Below are 23,339 nucleotides of genomic sequence, written 5' to 3' on the forward strand. Positions count from 1 at the left end.
GGGAAGAAGGGCTCAAGACGCGCCATCTGCGCCTCCGTCAGCCAGAAAAGATCAGACATGGTCACCGCTCGTTTTTCGAACCGTGAATCACGCCGAAATGCGGAAATCAATGGGTCCTGACCCTAAGTGTTCCATCCCGGATGATCACATAGACCCTCGCCGATCTGCGCTTTTCATGGCACGATCGATTTTGCGCGAGGTTCGGGATGGGGATGCGACATGCTGATTTCTCTTCATAAGCAGGCAACAACGACGCCGAAGATTAGGGCTGCGATCCAGGCGAGCACAGACCCCGCTTGGATGGTAGCGGAACGCTACGGGATATCGGAGCAGACCGTCTGGAAGTGGCGCAAGCGCGACAGCGTCCACGACCTGAGCCACACGCCGCATAGGCTTCAGACGACCTTGAGCCCTGCGCAAGAGGCTGTCGCTGTCACACTGCGCAAGACTCTGCTTTTGCCGCTGGATGACTTGCTCGCCGTGGTGCGGGAGTTCTTGAACCCACATGTTTCGCGGTCCGGTCTTGATCGCTGCATGCGCCGTCATGGTGTGGGCAACCTGCGCGAACTGAAGCCGAAAGAAGCCAAGCAGACACACGCTTCCTTCAAGGCATATGAGCCGGGCTATCTGCATATCGACATCAAATACTTGCCGCAGATGGCCGATGAGGACCGGCGGCGGTATCTCTTTGTCGCCATCGACAGGGCGACACGCTGGGTCTTTGTCCGCATCTATCCAACACAAACCGCTGCCAATGCGCGCCGCTTCCTGCGTGATCTGGCGCGCGCGGCACCGATGAAGATCACCCGGGTGCTGACAGACAACGGAAAGGCTTTTACCGACCGGCTGTTTGGCTTGCGCAAGCGCGCTGCCACAGGACAGCATGAGTTCGACCAGCTTTGCACTGACCTCGGCATCGAGCATCGTCTCACGCCACCAATGCGACCGCAGACAAACGGCATGGTCGAGCGGTTCAATGGACGGATCGAAGATGTCCTGCAAAGCCATCGTTTCCAGAGCGGCGAGGACCTTGAGCAGACCATCCTGCGCTATGTCACGCTCTACAATCAGCAACTGCCGCAGGCAGCATTGGCCTCAAGGACACCCTTGCAGGCGATGAAAGACTGGCACAAACTCAGGCCTGAGCTGTTCAAAAAACAGCCATACTACGTCACGGGATGTGACACCTAAGCTATTGCAAGGTAAAGCTGGCTATTCCAGGTTCTTCTCATCGCGAAATAGATTTCGGCAAGAGGGCAACAGAGTTTGTTTGGAAGTCACAAACGAAAAGGCAGGGAGGCAGGACATGCAGTTCGTAATCTCTTTGGTTCAATGGCGATCGGGACGGACCTAATCAGTCTTGATCAAGGTTTTTTGCCTACACGTGAGTTCCTTTACGACCCGTATGTGAATGGATTTTTTGGGACACAAATATCCTTAATGAAGGATTTTATTCATAAAGGTGGTGGTTGGTCTGAGTTAAAATCTGGGGAGTATTTCTCAACTGCTCTCGAGGCATTTAGAGACCCTAGTCATGATTTTACACTTTCCCAATATTTGGATAATTTAGAGGCAATTCAGTCCTCTGACCTTTTTGGTATAGGTAAACAACACGCTGAAACTGTTTTTGGTGCAATGCAGGGGTTACTACCTCAATCGGACGACGACCCAATCGTAGTAAAAGCAAGAAAAATAGCTGCGAGTGAAAAAGAACTGCATGAATTGCGTGGCAGCCACCTTAAGGACAAGGATGTGGGCTTTAAGACTGCCATTCTAAGGTTAACCATTAGACCCCACCTCCTAGCATACTATGGCAAACAGTAGTTTTCGCCTGCCCCCTAAACATCCAACTCCTCAACAAACCGCGCGTTCTCCTGGATATACTGGAACCGCAATTCCGGCTTCTTGCCCATCAGTCGTTCCACCAGGTCCCCGGTTTCGCCCGGTTCGTCCTCGTCGATGGTCACCCGGATCAGCTTGCGCGAGGCGGGGTCCATCGTGGTTTCCTTCAGGTCCTTCGCGTCCATCTCGCCCAGGCCCTTGAAGCGGCTCACGTCCATCTTGCCCTTGCCGCCCAGCCCGGTCTCCAGCAGGCGGTTCTTTTCCGCCTCGTCCAGGCAATAGACGCGCCTGGCCCCTTGGGTGACGCGGAACAGGGGCGGGCAGGCCAGGTAGAGGTGCCCGTTGTCGATCAGCGGCCGCATCTGGCTGAAGAAGAAGGTCATCAGCAGCGCCGCGATATGCGCCCCGTCCACATCCGCGTCGGTCATGATGATGATCTTGTCATAGCGCAGGTCGTCGATGTTGAACCTGGTGCCCAACCCCACCCCCAGCGCCTGCGTCAGGTCGTTGATCTCGGCATTGCTGCCCAGCTTTGACGACGCCGCGCCCAGCACGTTCAGGATCTTGCCGCGCAGGGGCAAAAGGGCCTGCGTCTTGCGGTCCCGCGCCATCTTGGCCGAGCCGCCCGCGCTGTCGCCCTCGACGATGAACAGCTCCGTTCCCTCGCGGTTGGTGGCCGAACAATCGACCAGCTTGCCGGGCAAGCGCAGTTTCTTGGTGGCGGATTTGCGGGCGGTTTCCTTTTCCTGCCGGCGGCGCAGGCGTTCCTCGGCCCGCAGGACCAGGAAATCGAGGATCGCGCCGGCCGACTTGGTATCGGCGGCCAGCCAGTTGTCGAAATGGTCGCGCACGGCGTTCTCGACCAGACGCTGTGCCTCGACCGTGGCCAGCCTGTCCTTGGTCTGGCCCACGAATTCCGGTTCGCGGATGAAACAGGACACCAGCGCACAGCCCCCGGTGATCAGGTCGTCGCGGGTGATCTGCTGGGCCTTCTTGTTGTTGACCAGCTCGCCATAGGCCTTGACCCCCTTCAGGATCGCCGCCCAGAAGCCCGCCACATGGGTGCCACCCTCTGGCGTGGGCACGGTGTTACAATAGGATTGCAGGAACCCGTCGCGGCTGGGTGTCCAGTGGATCGCCCATTCGACCTTGCCCGGCGTGCCGAATTTTTCCTGGAAATCGACGGTGCCGGAAAACGGCTTTTCGGAATAGGTGCTGGCGCCGCCAAGCGTTTCCTTGAGGTAATCGGCCAGCCCGCCGGGGAAATGGAAGGTCGCCTCGGTCGGGGTTTCGCCATCGTCGATGGCGGATTTCCAGCGAATCTCGACCCCCGAGAACAGGTAGGCCTTGGACCGGATCGACGCGAACAGGCGGGCGGGTTTGAACCGATGCTTGCCGAAGATCTCCTCGTCGGCATGAAAGGTCACGGTGGTGCCGCGCCGGTTCGGCGCCTGGCCGATCTTTTCGACCGGGCCAAGGGGCAGGCCGCGACTGAAGCGCTGTTCGTAGAGCTCCTTGTTGCGGGCCACCTGCACGACCATCGAATCCGAAAGCGCATTGACCACCGAGGCGCCCACACCGTGCAAGCCGCCCGAGGTCTGGTAGGCCTTGCCCGAGAACTTGCCGCCCGCGTGCAGGGTGCAAAGGATCACCTCCAGCGCGGACTTGTCGGGGAATTTCGGGTGCGGGTCGATGGGAATGCCGCGGCCATTGTCGCGGACCGTCAGGGAAAAGTCGTCGTGCAGCTCCACCTCGATCCGGTTGGCATGGCCGGCCACGGCCTCGTCCATCGAGTTGTCCAGCACCTCGGCCACCATGTGATGCAGGGCGCGTTCGTCGGTGCCGCCGATATACATGCCGGGGCGCTTCCGGACGGGTTCGAGCCCTTCGAGAACCTCGATCGAGGAAGCGTCGTAATCACCGGACCCGGTGGGGTTGAGAAGGTCGTCTGCCATGGGTGCTGCTCTGCTGTTGGTTGGCCGATAGTGTGGCGCAAAGCCCGGTCAGGGGCAATCGGTTGTTGGCCGTCTTGCCCCCTTGCAACCGGTTGCGAGCGGCGTAGGCTGGAGGCCAAATCAAGGAGGGTCCGACATGCGTGTTTTCTTCACTGGTGGCAGCGGCAAAGCCGGGCGCCACGCGATTCCGGTTCTGCAAAAGGCGGGGCACGAGGTGGTCAATATCGACCGTGTGCCAAGCGGATTGCCTGACACCAAGGAGTTGCTGATCGACCTGTGCGACAGCGGACAGGTGATGGGTGCGATGACCCAATGGGCCGATTTCGACGAGCTGGACAAGGCGCCGCAACCCTATGACGCCGTGGTCCATTTCGCCGCCGTCCCCCGCATTCTGATCGGCACGGATGGCGAATGTTTCCGGCAGAACACCCTGTCCACCTACAACGTGATCGAGGCGGCGGTGAAGCTGGGGATCAAGAAGATCATTTTCGCCAGTTCCGAGACAACCTACGGCGTCTGTTTCGCGGCAGGTGAGCTGAAGCCGGACTATGTCCCCGTCGACGAAGAACACCCCACGGTGCCCCATGACAGCTATGCCATGTCCAAGGTCTGCAACGAGGCCACGGCGCGCTCCTTTCAGGCCCGGTCGGGCGCGGACATCTACGGGTTGCGCATCAACAACGTGATCGAGCCCCACGAATATGCCGAGATGTTCCCCGATTTCGTGGCCGACCCGTCACTCAGGCGCCGCAATATCTTTGCCTATATCGACGCCCGTGACCTTGGCCACATGGTCGATTGCTGCCTGAAAACCGATGGGCTGGGCTATGAGGTGTTCAACGTGTCCAACGATGACAGCTCTGTCGGTATCCCTAGCGCGCAGGTGATCGACGAGTTCTACAAGGGGGTGCCGGTCAAGACCGAAATGGGCGGCCACGACACGTTCTATTCAAACGCCAAAGCGAAGAAACTGGTCGGCTTCGCACCCAAACACGGCTGGCGCGACGAGGTCTGACGGGGGCTATTGCGAGAGGATCGCGGCGGGCAGATTGTTGATCTCGACCGCCGTGGTCACCGACCCGTCATCCATGATCTCGGTCTCCATATGGGCGGGCGGCATGCCGTAATCCGAGAACCACTTGGCCCAGTCGCTGTTGCGACCGGCGAAGTTTGGCAGAATGTTCAGGCGGGTTCCGCCGCCGAGATTGTCGAAGCTGGCGCCATTGCTTGGCGAATAGTGCCCGTCGGCGCGCAGGTAGCCGCCAAGCGGCCCGATCGAGGCGCCGGCTTCAACCCGCACATCCACATTGCCTTCGCCATCGACCACCACATGGGCCGAAAACCCGGGCACGGCGAGGGAGAAGCCGGAATTCAGGCCCGGGATCAGGATGCCGTAGTCGGGCAGATCTTCCGAGCAGTCGAAGGCGGTCGGGTAGGGCTTGCCCGCCTCGCAATCCATCTGGGCGGATGCATTCTCCATCTCACAGGTGACCGATTGGATGCCGCCGATAATGGATTTGGGGCAGATCTCCTGACAGCGAAAATCGACATTGCACTGGCTGGCAACTTGCTGGGCGACGGCAGGGCTGCTGGCACCGATTTGGGCCAGTGCGGCGCGCACCGATGGGGCATTGGCGGAAAGCGCGCGGGCTTCCGCCATGGCCGTGGCGGCCGCGTCCGGCTGGCCGGCGGCATCCAGCGCGCGGGCAAGATTGGACAGGTAGAGCGGTTCTTGCGGGGCCAATTCGGCGGCCCGCCTCGCCGCCGTGACCATCGTCTCGATCTCACCCTGCGCGCGGGCCACATTGGCCAGGGTGTTGTGAAAGGCGGCGGTCTCCGGGGCCAGGGCAATCGCTTCTCTGGCGGCCAGCCCAGCCGCGTCAAGCCATTGCTCCGGAGAGTTGTCCGGCGCATCCAGGTAGGTTTCGACCAGCATCGCCGCGAAATTGTTCAGCGACACCGCGTCTGCCGGATCGGCAACCGCATCCGTGCCGAAGAACCACGCTGCCTTGTCGAAATGCCGTTTCATGAAAAGCAGATGTCCGATCGTCGCCGCTGTCTGATCGTCATTGCGCTGTTCCAGCAGGGCCGAGAAGCCCTGCGCATCGCCGGGGGCGAAGGTCTCGGACAGGGTGTCTAGGGCTGTCGGAAGGCTGTCGGACAGCGATTGCGCGGTCGCCGCCATCGGCAGGGTCGCGATTGCGAGCGTTGTGAACAGGGTCTTGAGCCGGATCCTTTGCATGGGCCACCTCCTTGACGGTCAGTTTATCGTCAAGGCGGCGGCGTGGCCATGTCCGCTTTTGGCAAGGGTCAGCCCTTCGCGCCCAGGCCCATCTGCATAAGCGTCTTGCGCAGGGGCGCGATGCCGTAGAGCGTTTCGACACCCTTTGCGCGCAGGTCGCGCAGGATTGGGTTGCCGGCCATCGAGGCGCGGTTCAACGCATCCACGCCCTTGACCCGCAACACCACCTCGGGATGGCGGCGGCGGTGATAGTCGGTGAGCATTTTCGCATCGCCCAGCCGTTCGGGGTGCTGCACGGCAAGGTCCAGAAGGAAGGTCAGGTCGGCCAGCGACATGTTGAGACCTTGTGCGCCGATGGGGGGCACCACGTGGGCGGCTTCGGCCACCAGCGCAGTGCGTTCTGATTGCATGCGGTCCGCCAACTGGCTGATGATCGGCCAGACCATGCGCCGGCTGGCCAGGGTCAGCGGGCCATTGACCCCGGCAGAGCGTTCCGTCGCCTCGGCGGCGAAAGCGGCTTCGTCCAGCGCCATGCGGCGCAGGCATTCCGGCCCGGTATCCATCCAGACCACCGCCGAGCAGGGCTTGCCCTCATGATCGGGCAGGGGGACGAGGGTGAACGGCCCGCCTGCACGGTGCACCTCTGTCGAGACATTCCCATGGGGCTCCGGATGGGTGACCGCAAAGACCACCGCCTTTTGTCCATAGCGGGTGGTTTTCGCGGTGATCCCTGCCGCCTCGCGCACGGGTGAGTTGCGGCCATCGGCGCCGATCACCAGACGCGCGCGCACCCGGCTGCCATCAGACAGCGTCGCCAGCGCCTCGGCTTCGCGTGTCAGCATGGATTTGAACCCGATGCCGGGCCGGAAGTCGACATTTGGAAGCTCCGCCAGCCGCGCCACCATTTCCCGCCGCAAAAGCCAGTTGGGAAAATTCCAGCCCCAAGGGCTGTCGGAAATGTCGGCGGCGTCGAAATCGCGGGTCACGCGGGGGGCCGGCGTGTCGCCCCCCGCATCGACAATACGCATGACCTGCAAGGGCGCGGCGTGGGGCAAGAGGCGTGTCCACAGCCCGGCCCGGTCCAGCAGGTCCCGCGAGGGTTGCAGAAAGGCGGTCGTGCGCAAATCGGCGCCCTGTGCGGTCTCATCGGTGATCGGAGGGGCCGGGTCGGCGATCACCACGGAAAACCCTGTACTGCCAAAGGCTGCCGCGGCGGTCAGTCCCGCCACCCCGCCGCCGGAGATGAGAATGTCGACCTGTTCCATGACCCCAGACATAGGCCCGCGCGCGGGCCGGGGAAAGCGATCTCAGACCAGCTGCGACAAGAAAGCCGCCAGGTCGTCGGTGTGATGGTGGATGTGGTCATGATGCTCTGCCGCCGGCGCCACGTGAACGGTTCGCATGCCCATCGCGTGGGGCGCGGCCAGGTTGCGGGTGTCATCCTCGAACATCGCCCCCTGATCCGCCGGCAGGTCATCCAGCGCGAAGACCGCCTCGAATGCCGCCTGCTCCGGCTTGGGGCGAAAGCCCGCATGTTCTACGCCATAGACCGCATCGAACACCTCGGTCAGGCCGCGCGCGGCTAGAACATTGCGCGCGTAAGGTTCACAGCCATTGGTGTAGACGATCTTGCGTCCGGGCAGGGCGGCGATGGCCCGGGCGAGTTCGGGTGCAGGGTCGAGGACGGAAAAATCGATCTCGTGCACCTCGTCGAGATAGGGGCTGGGGTCCACATCATGTTCGGCCATCAGCCCGGCCAGCGTGGTGCCGTATTGCCGCCAGTAAAGATCGCGCAGCCGGTTGGCCTCGTCCAGGTCCACGCCGACCGCGCGGGCCACATAGGCTGTCATGCGCGGTTCGATCTGGGCGAACAGCCCCGTCGAGGGCGGATAGAGCGTGTTGTCCAGGTCGAAGACCCAGGCACGGACATGAGAAAAATCGGCTTTGACCATGAGCGAGACCCTAGTTCGGAATCGCGGGGGCGGCAATCGGTCCGACTTGATACAATCGGGTGCAACGGGATACGGTCCCTGAAACGTGAAGGGAAATCCGCATGGTCGAACTGAAGTCGCCGCAAAAGGACGCCTATCAACTGATCCTCGAGGCGATAGATACCGGTGTCTACAAGCCCGGCAGCCGCTTGGTGGAAAGCGAGCTGGCAGAGCGCTTCGGCGTGTCGCGCACGCCCATCCGAGAGGCCCTGCAGAGGCTCGAAACCCAAAGCCTGTTGACCCGGGACGGGCGGTCGCTGATCGTGGCCTCGCTCGATCATTCGCAACTGAGCGAGCTTTACGTGGTGCGCGGCGAACTGGAGGGCCTGGCCGCGCGCCTTGCCGCCCGCCATGCCACGCCCGAGGAAAAGCGGGTGCTCCGCGACATGCTGGAATCAGATCGCAGGTTGCAGAACGACCCCGAGGCCATGGCGCGCGCCAACCGCCGCTTTCACAAGCAGATTCACCTGGCCAGCCATAACCGCTATCTCGTGCAGCAGCTTGACCTCGTGCACCGGTCCATGGCGCTTCTGGCGTCGACCTCGATCGCGGCCGAGGGCCGCACGGTGGACACGCTGGAAGAACATGAACGGATCGTGCGCGCCATCGAAGAGGGCGACGGAGATGCCGCCGACGCCGCCCTGCGGGAACATATCAGCCAGGCCTTCGTGATCCGGCTGCGCCTGGATGCCGAGGCGGAGGACGGCCATATCTGAGACCGGTCCGGTCCGATGTGGGCCCAAAAATGCCATGGGCGGTCTTGTCCCAGTAGAACGGGCGGGTCGCCAATTCGAGCAGCCCCTTGTAGGCGGCGACTGCCGCGAGCGGAAAATAGACGTGCAGGGTGGGGGTCCATTTCATCAGGTCCGGCTTGCCGGCATCGCGCACCGCGAGGGCGGAAATCGCCACGCCGATCAGTTCCGCGCCGATGAAAAGCGCCGCGAGACACAGCGCAAGTGATCCGGTCATGACCCCGGACAAAGGATGCGGCAGGCCGAAGGCGATCAGCCATAGCGACCACAGGAACGGCATCAGGACGAACTGGCTCAGCGTGCCCAGGAACAGCCATTGCACCCCGAGGAACGCGCGCGGGCCGAGGTCTCGCCACAGCTGGCGCGGGTTGCGCATGTGCACCGCATAGGTCAGCGCATAGCCCTTGAGCCAGCGCGACCGTTGCTTGACCCAGGGCCAGGGGCGGGCGTTAGCCTCTTCCTCGGTCACGGTTTCGATCATCTCGGTCCGGTAGCCATGCCGCGCGAGCCGGATCCCGAGGTCTGCATCCTCGGTCACGTTGTGGGCGTCCCAGCCGCCCAGCCGCTCCAGGATGTGGCGGCGAAAGAACAGCGTGGTGCCGCCGAGGGGCACGGCAAGACCAAGCCGTTGAAGTCCCGGCAGGACGATGCGGAACCAGGTGGCGTATTCGATTGTGAAACAGCGCGCCAACCAATTGGTTCGGCTGTTGTAATAGTCCAGACGTCCTTGCAGGCAGGCGACCTTGTCGTCGCGCATGGCAAAACGGTTCACGACCATGCGGATCTGGTCGGGGTGGGGGGCGTCCTCGGCATCGTAGACGCCGATGATGCTCCCGCGGGCGAAATTAAGGGCATAGTTCAGGGCCCTCGGCTTGGTCTGAAGGCTTCCCGGCGGCACCTCGATCACCCGCATGTTCGCGGGCAGGTCGGTGGCGGCGACGGTCTGCCGTGTCAGCGTGTCCGGTGCCTCGACCACCAGGCAGATATCCAGCAGGGCCGCCGGATAGTCCAACCTTCGCAGTCGGCGGATCAGATCGCTGGCGATGTCGCGTTCCTTGTAGAGCGGGACGAGAACCGTGACCGTCGGCAGGTTGCGCATTTGCAGCGGCCGTGCCGGTTTGGCAGCCGACGGGCGGCGTAGGAAGATCACGGCCGAGATCAGCTTGAGCACCGTGGTGATCACGAGGGTGAAGACACCCCAGCACAGGATCGCGGCGAAGGTCGCAGCGGGCCAGGTCATCAGGCAGGCCAGCAGGACGAGGATCGCGGCAAGGCCTAGGTTGCGAGCGCGGGTGCTTTGCCAATCGCGGCAGCTTTCCGTCAGGGCCGTTCGTCGTTCGGCCCGATCCTGAAGCGCGTTGGGGCAGGCGCTGGCAAGGTGGTGGTCCAACTGATCGGCCGAGCAGGGGATGAAGCGTGTCGTGTCGACCTGCAGCCGGCCATCGGCAAGGGCCGTTTGCGGCAGTGCCGGAAGCGCGGCCCCGGCCTCAACAAGAAGCACCAGCGTGCCGCCGACATGCCGGACCGGCAGCGCGCGCTGGGCCAGGCACCAGCTTTCGCCCAAAAGGCACACAAGACGCGGGTCGGGCGTCAGCTTGCTGGCATCGACGACCTGTAGGCGCGTATCCAGCCCATTTCGGCTGCTTCGTTGGCGCGACAGGGCAGCGGCGCGGCGTGCATGGTCCAGCCCCGCCAGCCCCAAGACTTCGGCCACGGGCCGGGGTTGGACCACGGTTCTCGCCCGTTCAAGCCCGTCCGAGTCACGTGCTGCAGCAACACGCAAGAGAGTGAGTGTCATGATCGCCCCGTTATCCTACCTGTCCCGTGGATAACTCTGGGATAACCAAGGTTAATGGTGCGTTAATAAGCCGGAGGTTGTGCCCGAAACAATCCGACCATCCGCGCACCTGCGCGCCGCGGCATCGACTTGTGGGCCATTTGGTCCCGGGTCAGGCAGCCCGGTCGTCCATGGCTTTGGCGAACCGTTCGAAAAGGTAGTAACTGTCCATCGGGCCGGGGCTGGCCTCGGGGTGGTATTGCACGGAATAGACCGGGCGGCTGTCCATTGCGATGCCGCAATTGGACCCATCGAACAGCGACACATGGGTTTCCTTGACGCCCTCGGGGAGGGTTTGGCTATCCACGGTAAACCCGTGATTCATCGAAGTGATCTCGACCTTGCCGGTGTCCAGGTCCTTCACCGGGTGGTTGGCGCCGTGATGACCGTGGTTCATCTTGACCGTCTTTGCACCAAGGGCGAGGGCCAGCATCTGGTGACCGAGGCAGATACCGAAAACCGGCAAATCCGTCTTGTCCAGAACGTCGCGGATCATCGGCACCGCATATTCGCCCGTCGCCGCGGGATCGCCGGGGCCGTTGGACAGGAACACACCGTCCGGGTTCAGTGCCAGCACGTCCGCGGCGGTGGCCGTCGCGGGCAGGACGGTCACATCGCATCCGGCGCTGGCCAGGCAGCGCAGAATGTTGCGCTTGGCGCCGTAGTCGATGGCAACGACCTTATGCCGCGCGGCTGTCTGGCGGACATACCCTTCGGGCCAGGCCCACCGCATCTCGTCCCAGCGATAGGACTGGGCGCAGGTGACCTCTTTGGCAAGGTCCAGCCCCTCGAGGCCGGAAAAGCCGCGTGCGGCCGCTATCAGGGCGTCAAGGTCGAAATTGCCCTCGGGATCATGGGCGAGTGCCACATGCGGCGCGCCCTGCTGGCGGATCGCGCGGGTCAGGCGTCGGGTGTCGACCCCGCCGACACCGATACGCCCCCGCTTTTCGAGCCATTCTTCCAACCGCTCGGTGGCGCGCCAGTTCGACGGTTCGGTCGGATCCCATTTGACGACCATCCCTGCGGCCACCGGGTCGGCGGTTTCGTCATCCTCGGGATTGACCCCGACATTGCCCACATGGGGAAAGGTGAAGGTCACGACCTGACCGGCATAGGACGGGTCGGTCATGATCTCCTGGTAGCCGGTCATGGCGGTATTGAAGCACAGCTCGGCGACAGTCTGGCCGGTTGCCCCGAACCCCTTGCCGTAGAAGACCGATCCGTCGGCGAGAACGAGGCAGGCAGTCGGTTTGGCGGTTTCCGAATGTGCCATGATGCGCGACTCCCCTAGTGGCAAATTGGCCGTGGTTTACGGGCGGGGCGGGGGCGGGTCAAGGCCGCGCAGGTCGCCCTGACAAGGGTGCTTGTGAGCCGGGGGCAAAATGCGATAGTGTCGGTGCTTGTGTTCACGCTCACGGCACGGATTGGGATGACAGGATGGATATGCGCGCCCGCATCAACAGCGCCCTGAAGGACGCGATGAAGGCCAAGGACAGCGAGCGTCTTGCGACGCTGCGCCTGATCAACGCCGCGATCAAGGATCGCGACATCGCCAAGCGCGGCGATGGGGAAGAGGCGGGAGCCAGCGATGACGAGGTGCTCGGCATTCTCGGCAAGATGGTCAAGCAGCGCCATGAAAGCGCGCGGGCCTACGAGGAAGGGGGCCGGCTGGAACTGGCCGAAAAGGAGCTTTCCGAGGTCAAGATCATCGAGGAGTTCCTGCCTCAACAGCTGGATGATGACGCCATCGCCAAGGTGGTCGAGAAGGCCATTGCCGATGTGGGGGCTGAAAGCCTGCGGGACATGGGCAAAGTCATGGGGGCGCTCAAGTCGAAATACACCGGCCAGATGGATTTCGGCAAAGTTGGTCCCATGGTGAAGGATAAGCTTGGCTAGGGCGCCTCGCCCGGCGTTGCGGCCAATCGGGCCAATCGCCCCAATAATTCGTCATAAAGCGCGGCGCGTTCCTCTTCCGAGAGGAAGGCGCCGATTTCCACTTCGCGCCCCTCGCCCTTGAGCGTCACGTAATTCGGCACCGGCCCGTCCTGGCGCATCTTGACCTGCACCCAATAGGGGTTTGCGGCCCAGGTCCGGTGCCCGCTCTTGCGATCGTGACGGTCCAGTTCGATGCGGTCGGGCCAGAGGCGCAGCTCTTCGACGATCTCACCATCCTTGTAGGATCGGGACAGCCCCCACCAGATACCTGCAAGCATCAAGAGGATGAACGGCAGAATCCCCCAAAGCACGGGGGAACCGATCACCGCCATAAGCGGCACCAGCACCAGCGCGGCGGTCAGCGAGATGAAGATGACGAAGTCCCGCCGCAGCAGTGACCGGTAAGGCCAGAGATGCAACTCGGCCTTGGGCCCGTCGGGCCCGTCGGGGGTGGTCCATTCGTAGGGCATGCCCAAAAATTCCAGAATTCTGGTGGCTGACCAAGCGGTAGCTAATCCGGGGATGGCAAAGGAAAAGGGCCCCGGAATTCCGGGGCCCTTGAAGCGGTTCAGGTGTGGCCCCCTAGTGGGCGTGGCCTTTGTCCCATTCCTCCTGCTTGGGGAGCGTCTCGAAGGTGTGCTCCGGCGGCGGCGAGGGCAGGGTCCATTCCAGCGTGTCGGCCCATTCGTTCCACGGGTTGTTTTCCGTGGCGTTCTTCGGGCTCAGCAGCAGTTTGAACAGCATCACGATGAAGAACAGGAAGGACGCGAAGGCGATGAAGGCACCGATCGAGCTGACATAGTTCCAGGTGGCGAAGGCCTCCGGGTAGTCAATGTAGCGGCGCGGCATGCCCTGGCGGCCCAGGAAGTGCTGCGGGAAGAAGGTCAGGTTCGCACCGATGAACATGGCCCAGAAATGCAGCTGTCCGACCCATTCGGGGAATTTCTTGCCCGTGAACTTGGGCATGTAGAAATAGATCCCTGCGAAGATGCCGAAGACGGCGCCAAGGCTCATCACGTAGTGGAAGTGGGCCACGACATAGTAGGTATCGTGATAGGCCCGGTCCACGCCGGCCTGGCTGAGCACGATACCGGTGACGCCACCGACCGTGAACAGGAAGAGGAAGCCGAAGGCCCAGACCATGGGCGTCTTGAACTCGATCGAGCCGCCCCACATGGTCGCGATCCAGCTGAAGATCTTCACGCCGGTGGGCACCGCGATCACCATCGTCGCCAGCATGAAGTAGCTCTGCTGGGTCAGCGACATGCCGACGGTGTACATGTGGTGCGCCCAGACGACGAAGCCCAGCACGCCGATGGCGACCATGGCGTAGACCATGGGCAGGTAGCCGAAGATCGGCTTGCGGCTGAACGTGGCGATCACGTGGCTGATGATGCCGAAGGCGGGGATGATGATGATGTAGACTTCGGGGTGACCGAAGAACCACAGGATGTGCTGGTAGAGCACAGGGTCACCGCCACCGGCCGGATCGAAGAAGGTCGTGCCGAAATTGCGGTCCATCAGCAGCATGGTGATCGCGCCGGCCAGGACCGGCAAGGCCAGCAGGATCAGCCACGCGGTCACGAAGATCGACCACGAGAACAGCGGCACCTTGTGCAGGGTCATGCCCGGGGCGCGCATGTTCAGGAAGGTGGTGATCATGTTGATCGCGCCAAGGATCGAGCTGGCGCCCGAAACGTGAACGGCGAAGATGGCAAGGTCCATCGAGATGCCAGCCTCGTTCGTCGACAGCGGCGGGTAGAGAACCCAGCCCACGCCCGAGCCGAGCTGACCGTTGCCACCAGGGGCCAGGAGCGAGGCGACGCCAAGCGACACACCGGCCACGAACGTCCAGAAGGACAGGTTGTTCATACGGGGGAACGCCATGTCCGGCGCACCGATCTGCAGCGGCATCAGGTAGTTGCCGAAGCCGCCGAAGAGTGCCGGAATCACGACGAAGAACATCATCAGAACGCCGTGATAGGTGATCATCACGTTCCACAGGTGCCCGTTGGGCGTGCATTCCCCGGCCGCGGCGGCGGTGAAACGCGCACCTTCAAGACACATGTATTGCACGCCGGGCTCCATCAGCTCCAGGCGCATGTAAACGGTGAAGGCCACCGAGATGAACCCGACGATACCGGACACCCAAAGGTAAAGAATGCCGATATCCTTGTGGTTCGTGGACATGAACCAGCGGGTGAAGAACCCCCGGTTGTCCTCGTGCTCGTGGCCGTGAATGGCGGCGTCTGCCATGTGGCTCTCCTCTGCGTAAGCTCCTTGCGGACGAGTCACGACGGACTCCCCCTTCCGAAGTTGGTTCTAGAGCGGTCACGGGAACGAGGCAACAACCCATGCAACAGATTGCATGGGTAAAAATGGCGCAGTTTCGCGATTTTGAAGGCTCTATGACGAATCGTGGCGCGCCGTGCGTTGACGCAGATCAAATCACGGGGAACAGGATTGCCGTTGCCCGGCAAGTGGGGTGGGCGGCCCCCGGCTGCCCGCGCAATGGCAAACGGGCCACCCGGTCAGGGTGGCCCGTTGCGCGCTTTGTTTTATGGCAGGTCAGCCCGCTCAGCCCACAACGCCGTTATCGTCGCGCTTGACCACGATCACCGAGGAGCGCGGCAGCCCTTCGCCATCAGGCCAGGAACCGCCCGGATGCTGGATACCGACGAACATCGAACGGCGGTCGGCAGACCAGGCCAGGCCGGTGACCTCGGATCCGTTCGGGCCCGTCAGGAAGCGGGCGATCTCGCCGGTCACAGGGTCCCCGACCAGCATCTGGTTGTTGCCCATGCCCTCGAAGTCGCCTTCGTTGTCGTCGTCCCCGTCGGTCTGGATCCAGACAAGGCCATTGCTGTCAAAGGCCATCCCGTCGGGCGAGTTGAACATGTTGCCCGGCGTGATGTTCGAGGACCCGCCATAGATGTTGTCATATACGGTCGGGTTGCCTGCCATCACGTAGAGATCCCAGTCGAAAGTATCGGCTGCGTGGTCATCGTTATGGGGCTTCCAGCGCACGATCTGGCCGTAATGGTTGGTCTCGCGCGGGTTGGGGCCGTTGACGGGGGTGTCGTCGCCGCCGGCATTTGGCTTGACGCCACGGTTGCGGTTGTTGGTCAGGCAGCAATAGGCCTCGACCGCATGCGGGTTGGCCGAGATCCATTCGGGGCGGTCCATCGTGGTCGCGCCGACGGCAGAGCCGGCCATGCGGGCGAAGATCAGGATATCGGCCGCGCCCATGCCTGTGGTTTCCGGGGTCAGGGCCAGCCACTCGCCGGTCTGGTCGTCGTTGAACTTGGCCACGTAGAGCGTGCCGTCATCCAGCAGACCCTCGGTCGAGCCACCGGGCTGGTAGGTGCCGTTGGACACGAACCGGTAGAGGAATTCACCGCGCTCGTCGTCGCCCATGTAGACGACCACGCGCCCGTCGGGGGCCAGAACGACCTCGGCATTCTCGTGCTTGAAGCGGCCCAGGCCGGTGTGCTTGACCGGGGTGCTGGTCGGGTCGGTCGGGTCGATCTCGACCACCCAGCCGGCGCGGTGCGGCTCGTTGGGGTTCTTGGAGGTGTCGAAGCGGGCATCCCACTTGTGGTAATCGTAACCCCAGCCATCGGCGCCGATCCCGTAGCGTGCATATCCGTCGACCAGCGCGTTGGGTTTCTGGTCCTGCGCCTCTTCGGTGGACCCGAAATAGCCGTTGAAGTTCTCTTCACAGGTCAGGTAGGTGCCCCACGGCGTTTTGCCCGAACCGCAATTGTTGAACGTGCCAAGGCTTTCGGTGCCGGTTGGGTCGGCCTCGGTCTTGAGCAGGTCGTGACCGGCGGCGGGGCCGACGATCTTCATCGGCGTGTTGTGGTGGATGCGGCGGTTGAAGGGGCTGTCGGTGACGATGGACCATCCGTTGTCGGATTCGCGAACTTCCATGACCGTGACGCCTTGCAGGTTTTGCAACTTGCGCACGTCGTCTGCGTTTGCGGGCGTTCCGTCCTGGCCTGCGGGGAGGTTGGTGCCACGGTTCGTGTATTCATGGTTGATCGCAATCAGTTGGTGGCCCCGGAAGGTGAAGGTTTCCATGCCGTCGGTGTTTTCGCCGAACACCATGTCGGACCCGGCGACCGGGCCGCCCTCTGTGATGTCGTAACCTTCGGCCTCGGGCATCAGCGCGTCGCCCCAGCGGGCCAGAACCTTCCAATTATAGCCTTCGGGGACATGGACGTCGAAATCGGTCTGGATGTCGATCGGGGTAAAGGGAAAGCGGTTGGCGGCGGCTTGGGCCTGAGCCGAGGTGGTGCCCAGCAGGCCGGTGCCCATGACGGCGGCACCCGAGCCAAAGGCCAGCACGCCCCCCAGGAAGCCACGGCGCGAGATGGCGCGTTCGACGACCTCGTCGAACTCGTTGGCATCGGGGCGCGGGAAATTCTGTTCGTCCCAGTCGTCAGCGGACATGTTGACGGTGTCGATATCTTTCATCGGTCTCTCCTGAAAGCAGCGGTTGGAATCGTTCCAATGCGGACGCTAAGCAGCGCGCGTTTCAGAAAGGCGACAAAGCGGTAACAAGAAAAATACAACGCCCGGTGTGGCTATGGACGAACGCCCGGATCGGGACGGGGTCTTCCGTCGCCGTGCCGGGGCGGGGGGCGCGATCAATCGCCCATCACCGCATCGAAACTGCGCCGCAATGCCACGTCGAGATCATCCATCGTCACCGGCAGGCCAAGATCCACCAGGGACGTGACGCCGTGATCTGAAATGCCGCAGGGCACGATGCCTGTGAAATGGTCCAGGTCGGGTTCGACATTGATGCTGATCCCATGAAAGCTGACCCATTTGCGCAGGCGGATGCCGATAGCGGCGATCTTGTCCTCACGGGGGCTGCCATCGGCCAGGGGAGGTTTTTCGGGGCGCTCGACCCAGACGCCGACACGGCCGGGCCGAATCTCGCCCTTGATGTTGAACTCGGCCAGGGTCGCGATGACCCAGTTTTCAAGGTCACGCACGAAGCAGCGCACGTCGCGGCCCCGGTTCCCGACATTCAACATGACATAGGCCACGCGCTGACCGGGACCGTGATAAGTGTATTGCCCCCCGCGCTTGGTCTCGTGGACCGGAAAGCGGTCGGGATCGACGAGGTCGGCCGGCTTGGCGCTGGTTCCGGCGGTGTAGAGCGGCGGATGTTCGACCAGCCAGATACATTCGTCTGCTGTCCCGTTGGCAATGGCCGAGGCGCGCTCCTCCATGAAGCGCACGGCCTCGTCATAGCCGGTCAAACCGGGTGTCGTGATCCATTCCACCATTCTCGTGCCCCGCTTCGGTGCCCCGTGGCCCCGTCATTGCCGGCCCACGGTCTTTTGCCCCATTTCCCGTAGGGTCGCAATTCGCGATTGCAGGCCGGATTTTGTGCTTGAGGTGCAGACCGGCTTTGTCTAAAGACCCGCTCACCAAGCCTCAGACAGTGCGGTCGTGGCGGAATTGGTAGACGCGCAGCGTTGAGGTCGCTGTGGGGTAACACCCGTGGAAGTTCGAGTCTTCTCGACCGCACCATTCTCCTCTCCATTGATGAAACCTACGCGCAGCTGTGCCGCGGGCCGATTGTGTTTGTCTTGCCCGGGGGGCTGAGGCATCCTTGCCGCTGATCCCGTCCCGGCAGGAGGTTTCCGCTCGTGCTCGCTTCGCGCATCCGCTCCCTTGGAACCTGGCATTGGCTCGGCTTTTTCGGCCTGCTGCTTTCTTGCTGGGCGGTGCTGTTCACCATGGCGATCCCGCCGGCCTTGCGGGGCTTGGAAGGCACCTATGGCGTTTCCCTGGTCGAATTGCTTTGCGGTGGGGCCATGGGGGCCTCGGGACTTTGGCCAGTGATCTTGATGTGGGCCTTGATGAGTGCGGCCATGATGCTGCCCACGGCCTTGCCGGCATTCGCCACCTATGACGACTTGCCCGACAGCGACATGCGCGGCTTCTGGCGGCTGGTCGGGGGGTTCCTGACCGCCTGGGCCGGTTTCTCGCTCGCCGCGGCCCTGTTGCAGGTGGGTCTTTACCGCGCGGGTATGGTCAGTGGTTTGGGCGTGAGTCTTTCAGTCTGGTTGAGCGCCGGCCTTCTGGTCGGGGCGGGACTGTACCAGTTTTCCGCTCTGAAGGCCGCGTGCCTGAGCCGCTGCCGCGCGCCCCTGCCGTTCTTCATGCAGCACTGGTCAGAGGGGCCATGGCGCAATGGGCTGCGAATGGGGCTGGATTGCGTCGGGTGTTGCTGGGCGCTGATGCTGCTCGGCTTCGTGGGCGGGACGATGAACCTGGGTTTCATGGGGCTGGCAATGGTTCTGATGACCCTGGAGAAACTACCACGCATCGGCGCGTTTCTTACTCTGCCACTGGGGGTCGGATTGGTCGCGGCCGGCGTCGGAATCGTCGTCTTTCAATAGACGAGGGAGGGAACTGCGGAAGGTGGCACAGGGGCGAAAGCGTCGCGGAAATGACCTTCCGAACGATTCTTGCGCAGTCATGTCTTGCAGGAAAATGGATGGTTATCGGTGCAAACCGCCGGAAAAAAGTGCACGCGTCAGGTCAAAATCGGTCGAAAACGCGTGAATCGTCGCGGTTTCGTGGCCTGTTCATCTAATTCGTTGCAATCCATGCCCCGGCTTGGTTTAGTCACTCAACGTAAGGGCAGCGACAAGCTGTCAAGAAACAGGGAGACACGGCTTGGCCGATGGAGCATCCAACGACGCGTTCGTTGAATTTGAACGTGTGCAGAAAAGTTACGATGGCGAAACGCTCGTCGTGAAGGACCTCAACCTCTCAATGCCACGCGGCGAATTCCTGACGATGCTTGGGCCGTCGGGATCGGGCAAGACCACTTGCCTCATGATGCTGGCGGGCTTCGAGACCGCGACACATGGCGATATCCGGCTGGGAGGCATGTCGATCAATGACATTCCGCCGCACAAGCGCGGGATCGGCATGGTGTTCCAGAACTATGCGCTGTTCCCGCACATGACGATCGCGGAAAACCTGTCCTTCCCGCTGGAAGTGAGGGGCATGGGCAAGTCCGAGCGCGAGGAAAAGATCAAGCGCGCCCTCGATATGGTCGAGATGGGGAATTTCGGTGGCCGCCGCCCGGCGCAGCTTTCGGGTGGCCAGCAGCAACGGGTCGCGCTGGCCCGCGCTCTGGTTTTCGAGCCCGAGCTGGTGCTGATGGACGAGCCATTGGGCGCGCTGGACAAGCAGCTGCGCGAAAAGATGCAGTTCGAGATCACGCACCTGGCGCATAACCTCGGGATCACCACGGTCTACGTGACCCACGACCAGACCGAGGCCCTGACCATGTCGGACCGCGTGGCCGTGTTCGACGATGGCCGCATTCAGCAGTTGGCCCCGCCGGACCAGCTTTACGAAAGCCCCGAAAACAGCTTCGTTGCCCAGTTCATCGGCGAGAACAATACGCTGGAGGGCACGGTCAAGGAGCTCAAGGGCGAGACCTGCATCGTTGAACTCGACGATGGCGAGATCATCGACGCCAAGCCGGTCAATGTCGACAAGGTCGGCGACCGAACCCAGGTTTCGATTCGCCCCGAACGGGTGGAATACAATCAGGACCGCCTTCAGGAAGGGGCGCATACCCTGGATGCGGAGGTGCTGGAATTCATCTACATGGGTGACATTTTCCGCACGCGGCTGCGTGTTGCCGGTAATGATGAGTTCATCATCAAGACCCGCAACGCCCCTGACCAGCAACGCCTCCAGCCCGGCGAGAAGATCAAGATCGGCTGGCTGGCTGAAGATTGTCGTGCGCTTGACGCCTGATGCGTCTGGCGCATGTCGAGTAAGGAGCGGCCCAGGCCCGGTTGCCGTTCCTATGTGCAAAAAGAAACCGGGAACTATACGGGAGTATGAAATGAAACTTCTCAAGACCCTTACCGCGACCACCGCTCTGTGTGCTGCTGGCTCAATGGCCGGCGCCCAGGACATGGCCGATGACGTGACCATGGTCAGCTGGGGCGGCGCCTATCAGCAGTCCCAGATCAATGCCTATGCCGAGCCCTACATGGAAATGAACCCCGAGGTGTCGATCACCTGGGATGAATCCTCCAACGAGGCCGTGGCCAAGCTGCGCGCCATGAACGAGGCCGGTAACATCACCTGGGACCTGGTCGACGTGGTTGCCGCCGACGCGCTGCGCCTGTGCGACGAAGGCCTCGCGATGGAAGTCGACCATGACGAGCTTCTGGCGCCCGCGCCCGATGGCACCGATGCCAGCGATGATTTCGGTGACCTGATCGTCAGCGACTGCTTCATTCCGCAGATCGTCTATTCGACCACCTTCGGCTATCGCACGGACATGGTGCCTGAGGGCGTCGATGCGCCGGACGACATCTGCGACGTCTTCGACACCGAGACCTATCCGGGCATGCGGTCGCTGGAACAGCGCCCGATCAACAACATGGAATGGGCCCTGCTTTGCGACGGTGTCGCCAAGGAAGACGTCTATGACGTGCTGGCCACCGACGAAGGCCAGGATCAGGCGCTTGCCAAGCTCGACACCATCAAGGACAGCGTGATCTGGTGGTCCGCAGGCGCCGACACGCCGCAGCTTCTGGCTGACGGCGAGGTGTTCATGGGCTCGACCTACAACGGTCGCCTGTTCTCGGCCATCGTGGAGCAGAATCAACCGATCGGCATGATGTGGGACGCGCAGGTCTTCGACCTTGACGGCTGGATCATCCCGACTGGTCTGTCCGACGAGCGTCTGGCCCGCGTGGAAGACTTCCTCTACTTCGCCACCGACACCCAGCGTCTTGCGGATCAGGCCAAGTACATCTCCTACGGTCCGGCCCGTGCCTCCTCGGCTCCGCTGGTCAGCACCCATGCTGAACTCGGCATCGAAATGGCGCCGCACATGCCGACCGATCCGGAGAACTCCAAGAACACGTTCCTCTACAACTACGAGTTCTGGGCGGACTACCGTGACGACATCGACGCCAAGTTCCAGGCTTGGCTGGCTCAGTAAGAGCTGACCTTTCGGAGGGGCCGGTCTCCCGGCCCCTCCACCTCCAATTCGTTTGGACCTTTTGAATAACAGACCGGAAATCCGGCAGACCGACGGGGAAACGATGAGTGATAGCACAGATACCGGCCCGGTGCTGGCCGCGGATGGCTCGCCGCTGAAGCAAAGCCTGGCCCGCGCCCTCAGACGAGAGAAGATGCGCGCCTTGGCCCTGATCGCGCCGCTCCTTCTCTTTGTCGTCCTGACCTTCATCATCCCGATCCTGTCGATGCTGTTCCGGTCGGTCGAGAACCAGATCGTATCGGACACGATGCCGGGCACGGTCGCCGCGATCCAGGACTGGGAAGCCGGCACCGGCGAAGCGCCCGACGAACTGGTCTTTCAGCATCTTTTCATCGACCTCTTCAACGCGTCCGAGGCCAAGGAGCACACCAAGCTCGGCACCCGTCTGAACTATGAACAGACCGGGCTTTCCTCGTTGTTCCGCACCTCGGGACGTCGTCTCGACGATATCGGTGAGACCTACCAGGACCCGCTGGAAGAGATCGATCCGGCCTTCGAAGAAGCCGATTTCTGGTATTCCATGATGAACGGCGAAGGGGGCGAGGGCCTTCTGGAAGAACGCCGCGACATGTGGAATGCACAGATCGGTGGCGGTATGGACGGGGATGTCGGTTTCGTTCCGTCCTCGGCGATGATCGACATGCTGCCCTGGACAACCACTGCCTACACCGATTGGGCCATTTGGGCCGCCATCGAGGACGAGGATGTCGTCGCGGAGGAAGAACCCTGGGAAGCGGTCTACGGAGCGCTGGGGATGGACCTGCGCAACCCCGAAACCGCCGCCGCGATCGCCGCGTATGACGGCCCCGGTGCCGAACAGCTCCAGGCTGCAGTGGCCAACATGGACCAGCTGCCTCAGATCGGTTTCCGTGAAGCCTTCGCCGAGATGGACGAGGACTGGCTGGACCCCGAGGTCTGGGACACGATTGCCGTCTATTCGCCGCGCTTCACCTCGGGATATTTCCTGACAGCGGTCGACCTGAAGCTGAGCGCCGAGGGCGTGACCGCGCAACCCGAGGACCGGCAACTCTATATCAAGCTGTTCAACCGAACACTGTTCATGTCGCTGGTCATCACCGGGTCGTGCATCCTGCTGGGATACCCGGTGGCGTGGCTGCTGGCGAACCTGCCGCTGCGCACCGCCAACGTGCTGATGATCCTGGTGCTTCTGCCTTTCTGGACCTCGCTCTTGGTGCGGACATCGGCCTGGAAGGTGCTGCTGCAACAACAGGGCGTGATCAACGAGATCCTCGTGTGGCTTGGCTTCGTGGATGATGCCAACCGATTGATCCTGATGAACAACCAGACCGGCACGATCATCGCGATGACGCATATCCTGCTGCCCTTCATGATCCTGCCGCTCTACTCGGTGATGAAGACGATCGACCCGTCCTACCTGCGGGCGGCAAAATCCCTGGGGGCGACGAATTTCGTGGCTTTCTGGCGCGTCTACTTCCCGCAATCCGTGCCTGGGATCGGCGCCGGCTCGATCCTCGTGTTCATCCTGTCGATCGGCTACTACATCACGCCCGAGATCGTCGGTGGCACCGATGGTGTCTTCATCTCGAACCGGATCGCATACCACATTTCCAGCTCGCTCAACTGGGGCCTCGCGGCCGCCCTGGGCTCGATCCTGCTGGTGGTGGTCCTGGTCCTCTACTGGCTCTACGACCGGATCGTGGGCATCGACAACGTGAAACTGGGGGGCTGAGACC

General features: G+C 62.4%; 19 protein-coding genes and 1 tRNA gene. 10 read left to right on the forward strand and 10 right to left on the reverse strand.

Annotated features, from left to right (window positions below; genetic code table 11):
* Positions 1-219 precede the first annotated feature (219 nt).
* Positions 220-1,191: an IS481 family transposase gene (locus DFK10_RS13420; protein WP_109389546.1), complete on the forward strand. Its 972-nt coding sequence runs from the start codon at positions 220-222 to the stop codon at positions 1,189-1,191.
* Positions 1,192-1,332: 141 nt separating this feature from the next.
* Entirely contained in the window at positions 1,333-1,824 is a 492-nt protein-coding gene (locus DFK10_RS16315; RefSeq protein WP_146193273.1) for a hypothetical protein, read from the forward strand.
* 14 nt (positions 1,825-1,838) lie between these two features.
* Here DFK10_RS16315 and parE read toward each other — a convergent pair whose 3' ends face one another.
* Positions 1,839-3,797: a DNA topoisomerase IV subunit B gene (parE, locus tag DFK10_RS13425; protein WP_109389547.1), complete on the reverse strand. Its 1,959-nt coding sequence runs from the start codon at positions 3,795-3,797 to the stop codon at positions 1,839-1,841.
* A gap of 136 nt (positions 3,798-3,933) precedes the next feature.
* Between parE and DFK10_RS13430 the strand changes: the two genes are divergently transcribed.
* Positions 3,934-4,812, forward strand: coding sequence for an NAD-dependent epimerase/dehydratase family protein (locus DFK10_RS13430; RefSeq protein WP_109389548.1), 879 nt, complete (start codon positions 3,934-3,936; stop codon positions 4,810-4,812).
* A gap of 6 nt (positions 4,813-4,818) precedes the next feature.
* Here DFK10_RS13430 and DFK10_RS13435 read toward each other — a convergent pair whose 3' ends face one another.
* The 3 genes from DFK10_RS13435 to DFK10_RS13445 all read right to left on the reverse strand — a co-directional run bounded on the left by DFK10_RS13435 (position 4,819) and on the right by DFK10_RS13445 (position 7,991).
* Positions 4,819-6,039, reverse strand: coding sequence for a hypothetical protein (locus DFK10_RS13435; protein ID WP_109389549.1), 1,221 nt, complete (start codon positions 6,037-6,039; stop codon positions 4,819-4,821).
* Between the two features lie 68 nt (positions 6,040-6,107).
* Entirely contained in the window at positions 6,108-7,304 is a 1,197-nt protein-coding gene (locus DFK10_RS13440; RefSeq protein WP_109389550.1) for a UbiH/UbiF family hydroxylase, read from the reverse strand.
* A 42-nt stretch (positions 7,305-7,346) separates the two neighbouring features.
* A complete protein-coding gene (locus tag DFK10_RS13445; RefSeq protein ID WP_109389551.1) occupies positions 7,347-7,991 on the reverse strand; it encodes a pyrimidine 5'-nucleotidase in 645 nt (214 codons plus the stop codon).
* A gap of 101 nt (positions 7,992-8,092) precedes the next feature.
* On the opposite strand from DFK10_RS13445, the gene DFK10_RS13450 reads away from it, so the two are divergent.
* Complete coding sequence (locus DFK10_RS13450; RefSeq protein WP_109389552.1) at positions 8,093-8,746, forward strand: GntR family transcriptional regulator; 654 nt, start codon at positions 8,093-8,095, stop codon at positions 8,744-8,746.
* On the opposite strand, the gene DFK10_RS13455 is transcribed toward DFK10_RS13450, so the two are convergent.
* Both DFK10_RS13455 and carA read right to left on the reverse strand, forming a co-directional pair.
* Positions 8,685-10,496, reverse strand: a complete 1,812-nt coding sequence (locus DFK10_RS13455) for a glycosyltransferase (RefSeq protein ID WP_235866847.1) — start codon at positions 10,494-10,496, stop codon at positions 8,685-8,687. The two genes, DFK10_RS13450 and DFK10_RS13455, sit on opposite strands and share 62 nt — an antisense overlap.
* A gap of 235 nt (positions 10,497-10,731) precedes the next feature.
* Positions 10,732-11,892, reverse strand: a complete 1,161-nt coding sequence (gene carA / locus DFK10_RS13460; RefSeq protein WP_109389554.1) for a glutamine-hydrolyzing carbamoyl-phosphate synthase small subunit — start codon at positions 11,890-11,892, stop codon at positions 10,732-10,734.
* A 164-nt stretch (positions 11,893-12,056) separates the two neighbouring features.
* Between carA and DFK10_RS13465 the strand changes: the two genes are divergently transcribed.
* Positions 12,057-12,515, forward strand: a complete 459-nt coding sequence (locus DFK10_RS13465) for a GatB/YqeY domain-containing protein (RefSeq protein WP_109389555.1) — start codon at positions 12,057-12,059, stop codon at positions 12,513-12,515.
* On the opposite strand, the gene DFK10_RS13470 is transcribed toward DFK10_RS13465, so the two are convergent.
* The 4 genes from DFK10_RS13470 to lipB all read right to left on the reverse strand — a co-directional run bounded on the left by DFK10_RS13470 (position 12,512) and on the right by lipB (position 17,857).
* On the reverse strand, positions 12,512-13,024 hold the full coding sequence (locus DFK10_RS13470) for a DUF2244 domain-containing protein (RefSeq protein ID WP_109389556.1): 513 nt from the start codon (positions 13,022-13,024) through the stop codon (positions 12,512-12,514). The two genes, DFK10_RS13465 and DFK10_RS13470, sit on opposite strands and share 4 nt — an antisense overlap.
* Positions 13,025-13,136: 112 nt before the next feature.
* On the reverse strand, positions 13,137-14,810 hold the full coding sequence (ctaD, locus tag DFK10_RS13475; RefSeq protein ID WP_109389557.1) for a cytochrome c oxidase subunit I: 1,674 nt from the start codon (positions 14,808-14,810) through the stop codon (positions 13,137-13,139).
* Positions 14,811-15,131: 321 nt separating this feature from the next.
* The gene (locus DFK10_RS13480; protein ID WP_109389558.1) at positions 15,132-17,033 is read right to left on the reverse strand and encodes a PhoX family protein; all 1,902 of its coding nucleotides are present in this window, start codon (positions 17,031-17,033) and stop codon (positions 15,132-15,134) included.
* A 173-nt stretch (positions 17,034-17,206) separates the two neighbouring features.
* On the reverse strand, positions 17,207-17,857 hold the full coding sequence (gene lipB, locus DFK10_RS13485) for a lipoyl(octanoyl) transferase LipB (protein ID WP_109389559.1): 651 nt from the start codon (positions 17,855-17,857) through the stop codon (positions 17,207-17,209).
* 160 nt (positions 17,858-18,017) lie between these two features.
* On the opposite strand from lipB, the gene DFK10_RS13490 reads away from it, so the two are divergent.
* From DFK10_RS13490 to DFK10_RS13510, 5 genes are all read left to right on the forward strand, one after another.
* A tRNA-Leu gene (locus tag DFK10_RS13490) sits at positions 18,018-18,104 on the forward strand.
* Between the two features lie 119 nt (positions 18,105-18,223).
* Positions 18,224-18,979, forward strand: coding sequence for a DUF2182 domain-containing protein (locus DFK10_RS13495; protein ID WP_235866848.1), 756 nt, complete (start codon positions 18,224-18,226; stop codon positions 18,977-18,979).
* Between the two features lie 280 nt (positions 18,980-19,259).
* A complete protein-coding gene (locus DFK10_RS13500) occupies positions 19,260-20,360 on the forward strand; it encodes an ABC transporter ATP-binding protein (protein ID WP_109389560.1) in 1,101 nt (366 codons plus the stop codon).
* Between the two features lie 91 nt (positions 20,361-20,451).
* Entirely contained in the window at positions 20,452-21,564 is a 1,113-nt protein-coding gene (locus DFK10_RS13505) for an extracellular solute-binding protein (RefSeq protein ID WP_109389561.1), read from the forward strand.
* A gap of 103 nt (positions 21,565-21,667) precedes the next feature.
* Positions 21,668-23,335, forward strand: a complete 1,668-nt coding sequence (locus DFK10_RS13510; RefSeq protein ID WP_109389562.1) for an ABC transporter permease — start codon at positions 21,668-21,670, stop codon at positions 23,333-23,335.
* Positions 23,336-23,339: the final 4 nt, after the last annotated feature.

Source organism: Salibaculum griseiflavum, assembly GCF_003129565.1.
Classification (GTDB): Bacteria; Pseudomonadota; Alphaproteobacteria; order Rhodobacterales; family Rhodobacteraceae; genus Salibaculum; species Salibaculum griseiflavum.

What these genes read in the sequence shown, in the direction of transcription:
- DFK10_RS13420 (WP_109389546.1), top strand. Translation starts at nt 220, where the DNA reads ATGCTGATTTCTCTTCATAAGCAGGCAACAACGACGCCGAAGATTAGG.
- DFK10_RS16315 (WP_146193273.1), top strand. Translation starts at nt 1,333, where the DNA reads ATGGCGATCGGGACGGACCTAATCAGTCTTGATCAAGGTTTTTTGCCT.
- parE (WP_109389547.1), bottom strand. Translation starts at nt 3,797, where the DNA reads ATGGCAGACGACCTTCTCAACCCCACCGGGTCCGGTGATTACGACGCT.
- DFK10_RS13430 (WP_109389548.1), top strand. Translation starts at nt 3,934, where the DNA reads ATGCGTGTTTTCTTCACTGGTGGCAGCGGCAAAGCCGGGCGCCACGCG.
- DFK10_RS13435 (WP_109389549.1), bottom strand. Translation starts at nt 6,039, where the DNA reads ATGCAAAGGATCCGGCTCAAGACCCTGTTCACAACGCTCGCAATCGCG.
- DFK10_RS13440 (WP_109389550.1), bottom strand. Translation starts at nt 7,304, where the DNA reads ATGGAACAGGTCGACATTCTCATCTCCGGCGGCGGGGTGGCGGGACTG.
- DFK10_RS13445 (WP_109389551.1), bottom strand. Translation starts at nt 7,991, where the DNA reads ATGGTCAAAGCCGATTTTTCTCATGTCCGTGCCTGGGTCTTCGACCTG.
- DFK10_RS13450 (WP_109389552.1), top strand. Translation starts at nt 8,093, where the DNA reads ATGGTCGAACTGAAGTCGCCGCAAAAGGACGCCTATCAACTGATCCTC.
- carA (WP_109389554.1), bottom strand. Translation starts at nt 11,892, where the DNA reads ATGGCACATTCGGAAACCGCCAAACCGACTGCCTGCCTCGTTCTCGCC.
- DFK10_RS13465 (WP_109389555.1), top strand. Translation starts at nt 12,057, where the DNA reads ATGGATATGCGCGCCCGCATCAACAGCGCCCTGAAGGACGCGATGAAG.
- DFK10_RS13470 (WP_109389556.1), bottom strand. Translation starts at nt 13,024, where the DNA reads ATGCCCTACGAATGGACCACCCCCGACGGGCCCGACGGGCCCAAGGCC.
- ctaD (WP_109389557.1), bottom strand. Translation starts at nt 14,810, where the DNA reads ATGGCAGACGCCGCCATTCACGGCCACGAGCACGAGGACAACCGGGGG.
- DFK10_RS13480 (WP_109389558.1), bottom strand. Translation starts at nt 17,033, where the DNA reads ATGAAAGATATCGACACCGTCAACATGTCCGCTGACGACTGGGACGAA.
- lipB (WP_109389559.1), bottom strand. Translation starts at nt 17,857, where the DNA reads ATGGTGGAATGGATCACGACACCCGGTTTGACCGGCTATGACGAGGCC.
- DFK10_RS13505 (WP_109389561.1), top strand. Translation starts at nt 20,452, where the DNA reads ATGAAACTTCTCAAGACCCTTACCGCGACCACCGCTCTGTGTGCTGCT.
- DFK10_RS13510 (WP_109389562.1), top strand. Translation starts at nt 21,668, where the DNA reads ATGAGTGATAGCACAGATACCGGCCCGGTGCTGGCCGCGGATGGCTCG.